The organism is Ruegeria sp. YTSA072, assembly GCF_059610285.1.
The window spans coordinates 370610-385140 of record NZ_JBXWNI010000003.1; the positions used below are offsets into that span (position 1 = coordinate 370610).

At 57.3% G+C, this 14531-nt stretch carries 14 protein-coding genes, 1 pseudogene and 1 riboswitch; of the genes and pseudogenes, 13 read left to right on the forward strand and 2 right to left on the reverse strand.

Translation table 11 applies throughout. The features are described from left to right. Position 1: 1 nt before the first annotated feature. The 6 genes and pseudogenes from AC2FIB_RS08390 to AC2FIB_RS08415 form a co-directional block, all read left to right on the forward strand. Positions 2-1306 (forward strand): annotated as a pseudogene (locus AC2FIB_RS08390) (GH1 family beta-glucosidase); the annotation flags it as partial. Between the two features lie 39 nt (positions 1307-1345). Further along, the gene (locus AC2FIB_RS08395; protein WP_496734873.1) at positions 1346-2326 is read left to right on the forward strand and encodes a glucokinase; all 981 of its coding nucleotides are present in this window, start codon (positions 1346-1348) and stop codon (positions 2324-2326) included. Positions 2327-2363: 37 nt separating this feature from the next. Continuing rightward, entirely contained in the window at positions 2364-3290 is a 927-nt protein-coding gene (locus tag AC2FIB_RS08400; protein WP_496734735.1) for a carbohydrate kinase family protein, read from the forward strand. 17 nt (positions 3291-3307) lie between these two features. Then, the gene (locus tag AC2FIB_RS08405) at positions 3308-3973 is read left to right on the forward strand and encodes a D-lyxose/D-mannose family sugar isomerase (protein ID WP_496734736.1); all 666 of its coding nucleotides are present in this window, start codon (positions 3308-3310) and stop codon (positions 3971-3973) included. Positions 3974-4138: 165 nt separating this feature from the next. Further along, positions 4139-4414, forward strand: a complete 276-nt coding sequence (locus AC2FIB_RS08410) for a hypothetical protein (RefSeq protein WP_496734737.1) — start codon at positions 4139-4141, stop codon at positions 4412-4414. A 10-nt stretch (positions 4415-4424) separates the two neighbouring features. Next, positions 4425-4895 carry a phage holin family protein gene (locus tag AC2FIB_RS08415; protein WP_058272016.1) on the forward strand — a complete coding sequence of 157 codons (471 nt, stop codon included), beginning with the start codon at positions 4425-4427 and terminating at the stop codon, positions 4893-4895. Positions 4896-4901: 6 nt separating this feature from the next. On the opposite strand, the gene AC2FIB_RS08420 is transcribed toward AC2FIB_RS08415, so the two are convergent. Next, positions 4902-6071, reverse strand: coding sequence for an acetate/propionate family kinase (locus AC2FIB_RS08420; RefSeq protein ID WP_496734738.1), 1170 nt, complete (start codon positions 6069-6071; stop codon positions 4902-4904). Then, entirely contained in the window at positions 6064-7458 is a 1395-nt protein-coding gene (locus AC2FIB_RS08425) for a bifunctional enoyl-CoA hydratase/phosphate acetyltransferase (protein WP_496734739.1), read from the reverse strand. The genes AC2FIB_RS08420 and AC2FIB_RS08425 overlap by 8 nt, the downstream gene beginning before the upstream one ends. 193 nt (positions 7459-7651) lie before the next feature. After that, positions 7652-7857: riboswitch (cobalamin riboswitch) on the forward strand. A gap of 101 nt (positions 7858-7958) precedes the next feature. Here AC2FIB_RS08425 and AC2FIB_RS08430 point away from each other — a divergent pair. The 7 genes from AC2FIB_RS08430 (at position 7959) to napA (ending at position 14518) form a co-directional block, all read left to right on the forward strand. After that, entirely contained in the window at positions 7959-8315 is a 357-nt protein-coding gene (locus tag AC2FIB_RS08430) for a DUF1636 family protein (protein WP_496734740.1), read from the forward strand. After that, the gene (locus tag AC2FIB_RS08435) at positions 8312-9097 is read left to right on the forward strand and encodes an ABC transporter ATP-binding protein (RefSeq protein ID WP_496734741.1); all 786 of its coding nucleotides are present in this window, start codon (positions 8312-8314) and stop codon (positions 9095-9097) included. Before AC2FIB_RS08430 ends, AC2FIB_RS08435 begins: the two co-directional genes overlap by 4 nt. 9 nt (positions 9098-9106) lie before the next feature. Further along, positions 9107-10057 (forward strand): ABC transporter substrate-binding protein, encoded by a 951-nt coding sequence (locus tag AC2FIB_RS08440; protein WP_496734743.1) that lies wholly within the window; start codon positions 9107-9109, stop codon positions 10055-10057. 1 nt (position 10058) lies between these two features. Further along, positions 10059-11072: a FecCD family ABC transporter permease gene (locus AC2FIB_RS08445; RefSeq protein WP_496734744.1), complete on the forward strand. Its 1014-nt coding sequence runs from the start codon at positions 10059-10061 to the stop codon at positions 11070-11072. A gap of 151 nt (positions 11073-11223) precedes the next feature. Then, positions 11224-11739, forward strand: a complete 516-nt coding sequence (locus tag AC2FIB_RS08450; protein ID WP_496734746.1) for a ferredoxin-type protein NapF — start codon at positions 11224-11226, stop codon at positions 11737-11739. Beyond that, entirely contained in the window at positions 11736-12029 is a 294-nt protein-coding gene (locus AC2FIB_RS08455; RefSeq protein ID WP_496734748.1) for a chaperone NapD, read from the forward strand. The genes AC2FIB_RS08450 and AC2FIB_RS08455 overlap by 4 nt, the downstream gene beginning before the upstream one ends. Next, positions 12026-14518: a nitrate reductase catalytic subunit NapA gene (gene napA / locus AC2FIB_RS08460; protein ID WP_496734750.1), complete on the forward strand. Its 2493-nt coding sequence runs from the start codon at positions 12026-12028 to the stop codon at positions 14516-14518. Before AC2FIB_RS08455 ends, napA begins: the two co-directional genes overlap by 4 nt. Positions 14519-14531: the final 13 nt, after the last annotated feature.

Here is a 14531-nt window from a genome sequence, read left to right on the forward strand (position 1 = left end):
AATGAAATATACACGCTCGGACTTCCCCAAAGATTTTCTCTTTGGTGTCGCAACCTCGGCTTATCAAATAGAAGGCCACGCACAGGGTGGCGCGGGGAAAACCCATTGGGATAGCTTTGCCGCTTCACCCGGAAACGTGGTGCGAAACGAGAATGGAGATCTGGCCTGTGACCACCTGAACCGTTTTCCACAGGATTTCGATCTGGTGCGGGACGCGGGTTTTGATTGCTACCGGTTCTCGACAAGCTGGGCGCGAGTTTTGCCTGAAGGGCGTGGCCCGGTAAATCAGGCAGGTCTGGATTATTACGACCGGCTTGCCGACGCCTTGTTGGAACGCGGCATTCGGCCCTGTGCGACCCTTTATCATTGGGAATTGCCTTCTCCGCTTGCTGATCTGGGCGGCTGGCGCAACCGGGATATCGCAAGCTGGTTTGCCGATTTCACCGAGGTCATCATGGGCCGCATCGGCGACCGTATGTACAGCGTCGCCCCAATCAATGAGCCATGGTGTGTCAGTTGGCTGAGCCATTTTGAAGGACATCACGCGCCTGGAATGCGCGACATCCGCGCCACGGCTCGCGCGATGCACCATGTTCTGCTGGCTCATGGTCGCGCGATCGAGGCGATGCGGGGCCTCGGGATGTCGAACCTGGGCGCTGTGTTCAATCTGGAATGGGCCGAGCCCGCTGATGACAGCCCCGCCGCGCGCAAGGCGGCTGAGCTTTATGACGGGATCTACAACCGGTTTTTCCTAGGTGGTGTGTTCAAAAAAGCCTATCCGCAAAATGTTTTGGACGGGTTGGAACCTCATCTTCCATCCGGCTGGCAAGACGACTTTGACACCATTGGTACACCCGTCGATTGGTGCGGTCTGAACTACTATACCCGCAAACTGATCGCGCCTGCCGATACCGCATGGCCAAGCCTGAAAGAAGTACCCGGCCCGCTGCCCAAAACCCAGATGGGGTGGGAGATTGAACCCGATGCCCTGACGCGCTTTCTGACCCGTACGGTGCGCGATTATACCGGCGACTTGCCGATTTATGTCACCGAAAACGGCATGGCGAGCCCGAAACGCCAGCAAGATGACGACCGCATTGACTACCTCAACAAACACCTTGGTGCCGTTCAAAACGCGCTGGACGACGGCGTTCCAGTCAGGGGCTATTTCATCTGGTCTTTGTTGGATAACTACGAGTGGTCCTTTGGCTATGAAAAGCGGTTCGGGTTGGTTGATGTAGATTTCAATACGCTCGAGCGGACGCCAAAAGCCTCGTACAACGCGCTGAAATCGGCCTTGTCCGGTGGGCCTGTTTCTCTGCCGATGGCTCAGCCTGCCGGAACAATGCACGAGCACTGGAATCTTGTCGCGGACATCGGTGGCACAAACACACGACTGGGTGTCATCTCGAACGGACAACTGACGGACCTTCGCAAATACCCAACCGGGTCGTTGCAAGAGCTTCTGGATGCGTTCCACAGCCTGCGTGACGAGATTGGCACCGACCCTCGCGCCGTCGTCGCGGCCGGAGCAGGTCCGGTAAAAGACGGGACAATCCGCCTGACAAATGCACATCTTGATTTGTCCGAAAGCGACATCGGCAAGGCAACAGGCGCGCAACACACCTTTGTTATCAATGACTTCACCGCGGCCGCCTGGTCGGTCGCCGAAATCACCGGTGACCATGTCGAGGTCCTTCAAGGGGCTGAGACACCGCCGGTCGGAACCCGGCTGGTTGTGGGCCCCGGCACAGGCCTTGGCGTCGGCGCATTGCTGTATTCCCAAGGGCGATACCATACCGCGTCGGGCGAAGGTGGCCATGTCGGACTGTCCCCACGCCACGAGGATGAGGTCGAAGTCTTCAAAGCGGCACGCCATATCGCGCCCGAATGCTTCTTTGATGACAGCCTAGTGCTCGAAGCGGAAATGTTCCTTAGCGGCACCGGCCTTCCCATTCTGTACCAAGCCGCCAGCATGGCCGCTGGACAGTCCGATGCTCCAAGGCGCAGCGCCAAGGATATACTGCAGGACGCGCTGGCGGAATCCGACCCGATTGCGATCAAAACTGCGCATATGTTCAAAATCCACCTTGGTGCCATCATGGGCGACCTGGCCGTTGCCTACATGCCGACGGGCGGTGTTTTCCTTGTGGGCGGTGTCGCCGAGAAAAACCGGTGGCTGTTCAAGGATGCGTTCCGGGATGCCTTTAACGCCGGTGGGCGGTTCAGTGACTTGCGGCGTTCAATGAACCTGTATGTGTCTGAGCAGGATGAATTTGGCATTGTTGGCGCTAACAATTTCTGTAAAAGTGCGCTCGCGCGGTAAACTGACCGCCTGACCTGATTACAGAAAGGACCACGGCATGATTTTGTGCTGCGGTGAAGCCCTGATCGACATGATCGCCGAGCCAACCGTTTCTGGGTCGCGCGGATTCGTGCCCCACTCCGGCGGTGCAGTGTTCAACACAGCCATTGCTTTGGGTCGGCTGGGCGCGCCGGCGGGTCTGTTGACAGGCTTATCGACAGATATGTTCGGACAGCAACTGGCAGACGCGCTGCAAGCCAGCCATGTGGAAGCAAGCCATGTGATCCGATCGGATCGCCCCACGACACTGGCCTTTGTACAGCTAGTGGACGGCCATGCCACCTACAGCTTTGTCGACGAAAACTCGGCTGGGCGCATGTTGATGCCTGAGGACATGCCAAAACAGCTGCCTATTGTATCCGCCTTGTATTTTGGTGGGATCAGCCTTGCATGTGAACCCTGTGCGGACGCCTACGCGGCCCTGCTGGAGCGCCACGGATCAGACCGGGCAGTCATGTTGGACCCAAACATCCGACCCGGATTTATCAAGGATCAATCACGGTATCGTACACGATTGAACCGTATGATCGCTCAATCCGACATCGTGAAAGTCTCGGACGAAGACTTGGACTGGATTGTTCCGGGCCCTGAAACACTGGCAGAGAAAGTCCCTCTGCTGCTGCAAACAGGTCCTTCCGTGGTTATCGTAACGCGCGGCAGTGATGGGGCGTCGGGATATCTGGCGGACGGGTCCGAAACTTCGGTGCCTGTCAAAGCGGTCGAGGTCGTGGATACTGTGGGTGCCGGTGACACGTTCAACGCCGGTGTCCTTGCTGAATTGGAGCGCACAGGTCGATTGACCAAGTCCAATCTGCGGACGTTAGGCCAGGACAACTTGCGCGCGGCGTTGGCCAAAGGTGCAGACGTCGCCGCCATCACCGTTTCCCGCGCCGGCGCAAACCCGCCCTGGGCGCATGAACTTTGACCCCCTAAGGGACCGAGATGAAAAGATCAGATATCAACGACATCAAAACCGAAGCCGAGGCCTTCATTCGCTCGTTCGGGGCCGTCCTGCCCCCCTTTGCCAACTGGTCGCCGGAACAAATGCGTTGCGCACAGGCACAAGGCATCCGTGACCGCGGTCTCGGGTGGGACATCACCGATTACGGCCAAGGCCGGTTTGATGAGCTTGGCCTGTTCCTATTTACCCTGCGCAATGGCGATGTGCAGGATCTGAAAAAAGGTCGCGGCATGCTTTATGCAGAGAAGCTTTTGGTTTCTCGGGACAAGCAACTCTCCCCGATGCATCGCCACATCATCAAGGCCGAAGACATCATCAACCGGGGCGGCGGAGATCTGGTCATGGAGATTTATGCCTCGGACCCTGAAGGCGGTATCGACCGGGATAACCCGGTGGTTGTTCCCAGCGACAACTGCCCTGTCACCATCCAACCTGGTGAGTTGCTGCGGCTGAAACCCGGTCAGAGCGTAACCCTGATGCCGGGTATCTGGCACGCATTCTGGGCGGAACAGGGCGACTGCCTGATTGGCGAAGTGTCAACTGTCAACGATGACCGGACCGATAATGTGTTCGAGGATCCCATTCCGCGCTTTGCAACGATTGAAGAAAACACAAAGCCCGATTTCTTGCTGGTATCGGACTATTGATAACCGGATAGCGCGTGCGCCGGCTTGATCACATCCGGGCCGGGTGCTGATCGCTGCATCGGGATAACACCCTTTCCCGAATTCAAAAAATTGAATTAACATGGCCCTTGACAAAGGAAAAAGTCGCGAGCCTGATTTTTGCGCGACCATCGAAGGACCCAAGTGATGGTAACCAAAGCACAGCTAGAAGCCGAAGTCGCAGAGTTGCGGCGTCAACTGGCCGAACAATCCAGCGCACGAGAAGGCATCTCAGATTCGAACAGCGGCAAACAAGCTGATCCAAACAAATCGATGACGGACGGAATTGTCGAAAGCCTGGATGAGTGGTCAACGCAATTAGAAGAAGTCATGACAGAGCTTGAGGAGTTTCCACATAAAAGGCCGATCCTATTCGCCCTTGGGATTTTCACACTTGGCTATCTTCTAGGCCGTTCTCGGTAGGAGCCCGAACATGAACCGCATTTCACGCAACATTTCGATCATCCTGCGAGCCGAGCGTCTTATTGCTCAAAGGCAACTGTCCGTCGCGGCAAAACGCACAGGCTTTTACGCTGCTGCCGGGTTAGCCGTTGGGCTTGCAGTAATCATGCTGAACGTCGCCGGGTTCTTTTGGCTGTCCGAGACCATGTCAAAGTCTCTGGCCGCGATCATAGTGGCCGGGGTGAACCTTGTTCTGGCCGTGATCCTCGCACTGGTCGCAAATTCCATGACCGCCGAAAGTGACACTTCGGCTGCCGTCGAATTGCGGGATATGGCGCTGCACGACATCGAGGACGAAGTCCGGGACAACTTCGCCGAAGCGCGCAACACAATCGTCGGCCTAAAGCGCGATCCGATCGGGATGCTGTCACCCGATATTATCAGCACGGTTCTAGGCGTTCTGCTCAGATACGCGCGGCGTGGAAAAAACAAACCGGATTAGAAGCGATCATGCCATTCTCGCCGCTGCACGCGCGATCACCATCTCTTCGTTTGTGGGAATAGCCAGAATACGCACCCGGCTGAAATCAGTGGACAGAACCGTAGCGTTGTCGGCATTTCGGTTCGGGTCCATATCAATCCCGATCCAGCGCATCCCTTCGCAAACCATCTGACGGATACGGGCGGCATTTTCACCGATGCCTCCGGTAAAGACCAAAGCGTCGATGCCTTCCAGTGCGGCAGACAAGGCGCCCAGTTCACGGCGGATGCGGAAGACATAATACTCAATCGCCTTGCGCGCGTCCGGAGTGTCAGCAGCCAACAGGGTGCGCATGTCCGAGGACATGCCGGACAGGCCAAACAAGCCGGACTTTCGATAGAGAAGCTCAGCGATTTCGTCTGCCTCCATCCCTTCTTGCTGCATCATGTAAAGCACGACCCCCGGGTCCAATTGCCCGCTGCGGGTGCCCATGGGCAGACCGTCGAGCGCCGAAAATCCCATGGTCGAGGCCACGGCCCGGCCACCCGACACCGCACACATCGACGCGCCATTTCCCAAATGCGCAATGACGACGCGACCGTCGTACAAACCCGGCGCAATTTCTTTCAGCTTTTGCGAGACGTAGTCATAGCTCAGCCCGTGAAACCCGTATCTGCGAACGCCCTTTTCGTAGAATCTTTGAGGCAATGCGAAGGTATCATTCACCCAAGGGTGTGTCCTGTGAAACGCGGTATCGAAGCACGCAATCTGGGTGGTACCCGGAAAGGCTGCCGCGGCCGCCTTGATACCCGCAAGGCTGTAGGGTTGGTGCAAAGGCGCGAAGGGAATGAAACCGCTTAGCGTATCAAAGACGTGCTCGTCCACCACGACAGGTTCCGAATAGACTGGCCCGCCGTGAACGACGCGGTGGCCCACGGCCCGGACGTGAATGTCCGGCAGGTATTCGCGGGTAAGTTCAAGAAACGCGCTGATGGCCTCGTCATGTGTTTTGGCTCCAGACAACTGACGGTCGACAGACCGCCCCCCTGCTGATTGGGCCAACAAGCGCGGTGCATCCCCCAACCGCTCGATCTGACCGCGCCAGCGCATACTGGGACGTCGGTCCTCGACCAGTTCGTAAAGCGCGAATTTCAACGAGGACGACCCGGCATTCAGCGCCAAAACATGTTCAGCCATGGATTTTGCTTTCATTAGCAATTGCATGCAGCGCCGCGACAGCACAAGACGCCAGCCGCGAAGCATCATCATCTGCCCGAGATGTCAGGATAATCGGTGCCGCAGCACCTATCACAACGCCGGCAGCCTCGGCATGAGAGATATATGTCAGCTGTTTGGCTACCATGTTGCCGGCTTCGATATTCGGAACAACCAGAATGTCTGCGACCCCCGCGACTGGTGAGGTGATGCCTTTTGTCCGCGCCGCGTTCAGATCAACCGCGTTGTCCATGGCCAAAGGACCATCGACCAGCCCGCCGGTGATCTGCCCACGCTCGGCCATTTTCGACAACAGCGCGGCATCGACAGACGACGGTAAATGCGGGTTGATGGTTTCAACCGCTGATAAGACACCAACCTTGGGCATCTCGATGCCAATAGAATGCGCAAGATGGATGGCATTCTGAACAATGTCGGCCTTGGTTTCGAGATCCGGAGCGATATTCACCGCCGCATCAGTAACCATGATGGGCCGGGACATGCCCGGCACATCCATAACGAACACATGCGACAAGCGTCGCCCGGTCCTCAGGCCGTTTTCGCGGCGAAGAACGGCGCGTAACAAGACATCCGTGTGCAAATGACCCTTCATCAGCATCCGGGCCTTACCTTCAACGACCAGTCCGACCGCGCGTTGGGCGGCCACTTCGTGGTCTCGCGCTTCAATGATTTCAACTCCGGACAAATCGGCCCCAAGCTGGGCGGCAGCGGCGGTGATTTTGTCCGGGTCGCCCACCAAAATCGGAGTAATGATGCCGTTTTCCAACGCGAGCAATGCCCCGCCTAGCGAATTCGGCTCTTCCGGGGCGACGATCGCTGTGGCCATCGGGTCCAGAGGACGTGCCTTTTCCAACAAAGCGTCGAAGTGCCGGTGACGCTGAACGATCAGTCCCGGTACCTCGACCGAGTCGAAGGTCAAATGCCGCGACGGTGGCGTGACCTGTACGGTGCCGCTTAGGATCAATGCGTCATCCCCGACCCGGCGCACTTCGGCGGAACAGGTCAGGTCGCCGTCTTCACACTTTTCTGTAACAGCCACAAAGGCAGTCAGTTCTTCGCCTGCCAAAACCGAAGCATGAAAACTCAGATCCGCCCGACGTGTTTGCGTACCGGCCCCCGGCAAGATGTTCCCAATGACTGCGGCCACCAGACCAGCAGGCCACAAAGCGGGAGCGACAGCCTCGGGGCGCCCATCTCCATCACCGTCATAGGCCGCCAGATTCAGCGGGTTGTGGTCACCCGAAGCCGAGGCAAACGCGTACAAGTCGTCCACGGTGCACAATCGGGTGACCTGCGCCTTGTCGCCCACCTTCAGTTGAGAATAGGTTCTGTTTTCTTGAATTTTCATCTCGTCCGGCTTTGTTTTTGAATGCGTGTTCGTTGTTTCAAACATTGGATGTGCGGCCCCCCGGAACCAGAACATATCCACCTTTGTTGCTACATTTCTGCAACGCAGCGTAGTCAGATCATTGGCAAATGACAAATGACCTCTGTGCGTGGGGTGGCGCGGATTATCGCTTGACCCAAATTCGGAACTCGGGCAAGCATCACCGCGATGGTTCCCTATGGTTCGCCACGGGATGAAAAGGGAATACGGTGAGGTTGCCAACAAGCGCTAAGTCCGTGACTGCCCCCGCAACTGTAAGCGGTGAGCGACGCCAAATACCCACTGACCACAAATGGGTCGGGAAGGATGGCCAAGCCACGACCCGCAAGTCAGGAGACCTACCATCCGATGTTCAACCAACCCGGGGCGGGGCGTCCTGGAAGGAGGCTTTATGACACGTCTAAGACGTGATGACATGATTGGCACCTTCTGCCCGCGCTTGGCAACAGGCGGAGTGGGCCATGTCGATCAGTCCTGATCATTTCCTTCTGATTTGCGAGACCTGCGAGAGTTCTGACCGGGCGGATTCATTGCGCGCTGCGCTTGCAAGCAAGCTTCCATCCAGTTTTGGCATCCGCAGCGTTTCCTGTATGGCCGGTTGCGGTCGTCCCACAACCGTCGGGTTTCAGGCATTCGACAAAGCGCGGTACCTTTTCGGTGACATCCAATCGGCTGAGGACGTGGATGCTTTGGCCGAATTTGCACATCAATACCATCGCATCGCGGATGGGTGGACCAGCGCAACGCAGCGCCCGCCTGCCCTTCTTGAAAAGACTCTGGCGCGCCTGCCGCGGCTAAAAGTGGAGACAAGCGCATGACCTGCGGAGCTTTCCTTGAGGCGCGCGGGCTGGAGTATTACGCCCTGAACGGCGACGTACTGCTGCAAAACATCAACTTCGAACTGAATGAAGGGGCCACTCTGGCAATTGCCGGCCCAAACGGTGCGGGTAAGACAACGCTGCTGAATCTTTTGTGCGGCGGTGAAGAGATTGTGCTGGGGGACGTTTTGGTAAAGGGGCGCAGCCTTCGGCAGCTTTCGGCGATGGACCGCGCCCGAATAATCGCCGTAGTCAGTCAGCAAGAATCGCCGGACGGGCGTTTGTTTCTGCGCGACTACGTGGCCCTTGGGCAAATCCCAATCCGCGCTGACCGATCTGCGGCTGAGCACGCCCTGGAATTGGACCGCATCCTGAATCTGACCGGACTGGTTGCCCTCGCTGACAAGCGGATGGCCGTATTATCCGGCGGGGAACGCCAGCGTGCTCATATCGCAAGGGCGCTGGCGCAAAACCCTTCGCTTTTGTTCCTGGATGAGCCGACGAACCATCTGGACCCGGACGCCAAGGGACGCATGCTGTCGCTGGTGGCCGAGCTGGGCATTACGGTCGTCATGATCGTCCATGATCTGGTCATGATCCCGGAATTCGCGACCCATGTCGCCTTGATGAAATCCACACGCCTGACCGGTTTCGGCCCAGTGCACGAAGTGCTGACACCCGAAAGGGTCCGTGAAACGTTTGGTGTCGATTATCTTAGCTTTCAGCATGAAGGCCGCATGATCCCGGCACTGGATATCCGAAGAACCACTACCTCAAACTAGGAAAACAACATGAACAAAACTCTCTGGTGCGCTGCACTGATCAGCGGCATTGCAAGTGCCGCGACAGCGCGCGAGATCACCGTCGACAATTGCGGCGAGCCGCTGGTGTTTGAAACTCAGCCCGAGCGGCTGGTCGTGCACGACATGAACATGACCGACATGGCTTTTGCGCTGGGTTTGCAGGACAAGATCGTGGGCCTGACGGGCATCACTGGCTGGTACAAAACCAGCCCCGAGTTTGAAACCCTGCGCGGCGACATCCCGGAACTTGCGCCTAAGTACCCGACAGTTGAAAATCTGGTCGCTGTCGAACCCGACCTTTTCTTTGCGGGCTGGTACTATGGGATGAAGCCGGGCGGTGACGTGACCCCCGACACGCTTGCGCCGTTTGGCATCAAAACGATGATCCTGACGGAAAGCTGCGTACACCTGGATAAGGATCGCCCCGAAGCCAGCATGGATTTGCTGTTCACCGACGTCCTTCGCTTGGGCAAAGTAATGCACGTTGAAGACAAGGCAGAAGAGCTGGTTTCCGGCTGGAAAGAGGAACTGTCCGCGATTCAAACACAGACGGCCGACCTGCCGAAGCCCCGCGTTTTCCTGCTGGACGGCCCCGCCGATGCCCCGTTTACGGCTGGTAAGTTTGCCATTCCCGACGCGATGATTGTTGCCGCTGGCGGCGAGAACGTCACCCATGACATGGACACCAGCTGGGGACGTTCCTCGTGGGAGGCTGTTGCCGCTTCGAACCCGGAATTCCTGGTTTTACTTGATTATCAAACTGGAAATGGCGCCGCGGATACCTTCAAGTTCCTACAGGACCATCCTGTGATGTCTCAGACGGACGCAGTCAAGAACGAACGCTGGATTGGTCTGCGCTACGAAGAACTGACACCCGGACCTGCAAATATCGAGGCAATCTCGAAAATGGCCAAGGCTATGCATCCGGGTCTGAACTGATATGGGCCGACTTGGCCTGACACTCTTACTGGGGGCGGCTGTACTGGCCGCCCTTTTGCTGACCTCGACTATCTACGGAACCACATCCATTCCGGCCTCTGACGCGCTAGCCGGTGTCTTGTTGGGCACAGGATTGGTGGACGGAGAGATGTCTCCGCTCCACCGCATCGTGTTTGACCTGCGCTTACCACGCGCGCTGTTTGCCGCCGTGATCGGTGCCGGATTGGGCATCGTCGGCGTCGTCCTGCAAACCACCACACGCAACGATCTGGCGGACCCGTTTTTGTTCGGCCTGTCCTCTGGCGCTGCGGCGGGAGCAGTCTTTGTCATTACAGTAACCGGAGATGTGCTGGGCTTTTGGACCCTGCCACTGGCCGCGTTTTTCGGAGGGCTTGTCGCATCAGGCATTGTGCTGGCTTTGGTTCATGGGCTGCGCACAAGTGCGCCCGAAAAACTGATCCTTGCGGGGCTTGCGGTTTCGTTTTTGTTTTCAGCTATTACCAATTATCTGATTTTCGCGGGCGACAGCCGTGCGGCGCATTCTGTTATCTTTTGGATGCTTGGGGGTTTGGGTCTTGCCCGGTGGGAGACATTCCCTCTGGTCTGCGCAGGTTTAGCATTGATCCTCGCCTATGCAATGTACCGTAGCCGCTGGCTTGATGCGCTGCTGACCGGTGATTTGACCGCCGCCACCCTGGGTGTGCCCGTTCAGGGATTGCGGTTCCGAATGTTCTTCGTCGCAGCTCTTGCAACCGCTGTGTTTGTGTCCGTCGCGGGTGTGATCGGTTTTGTCGGCTTGATGGTTCCCCACATCGCACGCGGTATCGCGGGGCCTTTGCACAGCCAGCTTGTGCCTACCGCCGCCATTGTCGGAGCAGCTTTGCTTACAGGCTCGGATATCCTGAGCCGTCTGTTGCTTGCCCCGCAAGAGCTGCCTGTTGGGATTGTCACGACATCGCTGGGATCGGTTTTTGTTTTTCTTCTACTGATCCGAACCGCGCGCCCTCGCAGATGATCTCAATGGGTCGCTTCAGCAAAAAAAATTTAAAGTTTCCTAAATGACTAATATTTAACAGGCCAAATGACCTAAATCAAAAAAGGCTCCCACAGATCACGGTATGCGATACACTCGATTACAGGAATCGAGTGTAGCCAGGTCGCATGCAATGCAACAACTGACCAGCCGACGCGCGTTTCTAAGCGCAAAGATCAGACCAGAGGACGGTAATATCGCCAGACCTCCGGGCTCGGTTGAGCTGTGCTTTGTTGAAACATGCAGTAAATGTGGTGATTGCGCAGATACTTGCCCCGAAGATGCGATCGTCATCGGGACAGATGGATATCCCCGATTCCAGCCCACTGACAATCCCTGCACCTTCTGCGGTGACTGCGCCCGGATTTGTCCAACCGAAGCGATATCGATTGACCGTTTGCCAGATTGGCCATGGCGCGCCGCGCTTACAGTGGACACCTGCCTATCTATGAACGGCATCAGTTGCCGCATCTGTCAGGACAATTGCGAACAAAGCGCGATCCGTTTCAAACTGATGACCGGCGGCCGCGCAGAGCCGGTGCTTGACCTTGATACATGCAACGGCTGCGGGATTTGCCCAAGTTTATGTCCCGCCGATGCCATTGCGTTGGAACGCCAACCTCAACCACAAATGGAAGCTACTCAATGAACATCTGCGGTTGTCTCGCCCATGTCGCACCTGATCACACGAGCGCAGCAGCGCGCGTGATGAAGGACACGCCGGGTGTCGAAATTCACGCTGAAACGGAAGATGGCCGATTTGTTGTCGTCGTCGAAGACACTCTAACCCGTCTTGCATCCGAAACCATCATGGATCTGCACCAGATCCCAGGCGTCATCTCTTTGACCCTGACTTATCACCATTTCGAGGATCCCGCGGACGCCCATCCGCAGCCCGATGCCCCAAGCCCAACCACCAGCCGGAGGCCCACGCAATGACACATTCTGAATCCCGTCGGACTTTTCTCAAGGCCTCAGCGGCCGCAGCAACGGCGTCGGCCGCTGGTATTCCGCTGGCGGCCGGTCAAGCCAATGCCCAGGCCGGAGCGCCAGACATCCGCTGGGACAAGGCGGCTTGCCGGTTCTGTGGTACAGGCTGCTCTGTTCTGGTTGGCACCAAAGAGGGTCGCGTCGTTGCGACGCAAGGCGATCCTGACGCGCCTGTGAACCGCGGGCTGAACTGTATCAAGGGTTATTTCCTGTCCAAGATTATGTACGGCAAGGATCGACTGACTACGCCTTTGCTGCGCAAGACCAATGGCGAATACGACAAAAACGGTGAATTCGAACCGGTAAGCTGGGACGAAGCGTTCGATGTCATGGCCGCAAAATGGAAAGAGGCGCTGGCCAAGAAAGGCCCGACCAGTGTCGGCATGTTTGGTTCCGGCCAATGGACGGTTTGGGAAGGCTATGCGGCCTCCAAACTGATGAAAGCCGGGTTCCGGTCTAACAATATCGACCCCAACGCACGGCACTGCATGGCATCAGCCGTTGTAGGCTTCATGCGGACGTTCGGCATTGATGAGCCGATGGGCTGCTATGACGATTTTGAGCACGCGGACACGTTCGTTCTGTGGGGTTCGAACATGGCCGAGATGCACCCGATCCTGTGGTCGCGCCTCACCGATACACGTCTGACCAAACCGGATTGCGAAGTGCATGTACTGTCGACGTTTGAGCATCGCTCGTTTGAACTGGCGGACAACGGCATCGTTTTTGAACCGCAGACCGATCTGGCGATCCTGAACTACATCGCCAACTACATCATTCAAAATGGCGCGGTAAACGAAGACTTCGTCAAGAAGCACGTCAACATCACCAAAACCGCTACCGATATCGGCTATGGCCTGCGCGACACCAACGCGCTGCAGCAAGAAGCCGAAAATCCGAACTCGGGCAAGATGGATCCGATCAGCTTTGAAGAATACGCCGAAGCCGTCGCGCCCTACACGCTGGAATACACCTCTGAACTGTCTGGTGTCCCTGCAGACAAGCTGGAGAAACTGGCCCAGCAATATGCCGACCCGAACCGTAAAGTGATGAGCTTGTGGACCATGGGCTTCAACCAGCACACCCGTGGGTCCTGGGTGAATTCGCTGATGTATAACGTGCACTTGCTGGTGGGAAAGATTTCCGAACCCGGAAACTCACCGTTCTCGCTGACGGGTCAGCCGTCGGCCTGTGGTACGGCGCGTGAGGTGGGGACCTTTGCCCACCGTCTGCCGGCGGACATGGTTGTTACGAATGATAAGCACCGCGAAATCTGCGAAACCGCATGGAACATCCCCGAGGGCACTATCCCGCCCAAGCCCGGCTTCCACGCCGTGTTGCAGCACCGCAAACTGAAGGATGGCGAACTGAACGCCTATTGGGTCCAGTGCAACAACAACATGCAAGCCGCGCCCAACATCAACGAAGAAGGCTATCCTGGTTACCGTAACCCGGAAAACTTCATCACAGTCTCGGATCCTTACCCAACTGTCACCGCAGTTTCGGCCGATTTGATCCTTCCCACGGCGATGTGGGTTGAGAAAGAAGGCGCCTATGGCAACGCCGAACGCCGTACGCAATTCTGGCGTCAGCAGGTGCAGGCACCGGGTGAGGCCAAGTCGGACCTGTGGCAGCTGATGGAATTCGCGAAACGTTTTACCATCGAAGAGGTCTGGGGCGAAGAGCTGCTGGCCAAGATGCCCGAGCATCGCGGCAAGACCATGTATGACGTGCTTTATGCCAACGGTAAGGTCGACCAGTTCCCGCTGTCGGAAACGGCGGAAGGGTTCCACAACGACGACGCCGAGCATTTCGGCTTCTACGTTCAGAAAGGTCTGTTTGAAGAATATGCCGATTTCGGACGCGGCCACGCGCACGACCTTGCTCCGTTCGAGATGTATCACGAGGCCCGTGGCATGCGCTGGCCTGTCGTCGACGGCAAGGAAACACTCTATCGCTTCCGCGAAGGGTATGATCCGTATGTGCCGGAAGGCGCAGACGTTAAGTTCTACGGCTACGAGGACGGCAAGGCCAAAATCATCTTTGCCCCCTATGAGCCCGCCGCCGAGGTACCGGATGAGGAATTTGATCTGTGGCTATCCACCGGTCGCGTGCTGGAACACTGGCATTCGGGTTCGATGACCCGCCGCGTGCCCGAACTGCATCGCGCGTTTCCGTCAGCCGTTGTCTACATGCACCCGGAGGACGCCAAGGATCGCGGTCTGCGCCGTGGGCAAGAGATCGTACTCTCCACCCGCAGGGGCGAGGTGACCAGCCGGGTTGAAACGCGCGGTCGCAACAAGGTTCCGCGCGGACTGGTCTTTATGCCTTGGTTCGACGAGCATCAGCTGACCAACAAGCTGACGCTGGACGCAACCTGCCCGCTGTCGAAAGAGACCGACTACAAAAAATGCGCCTGTAAGGTCGAGCGCGCGTAACGGACAAGCGAGG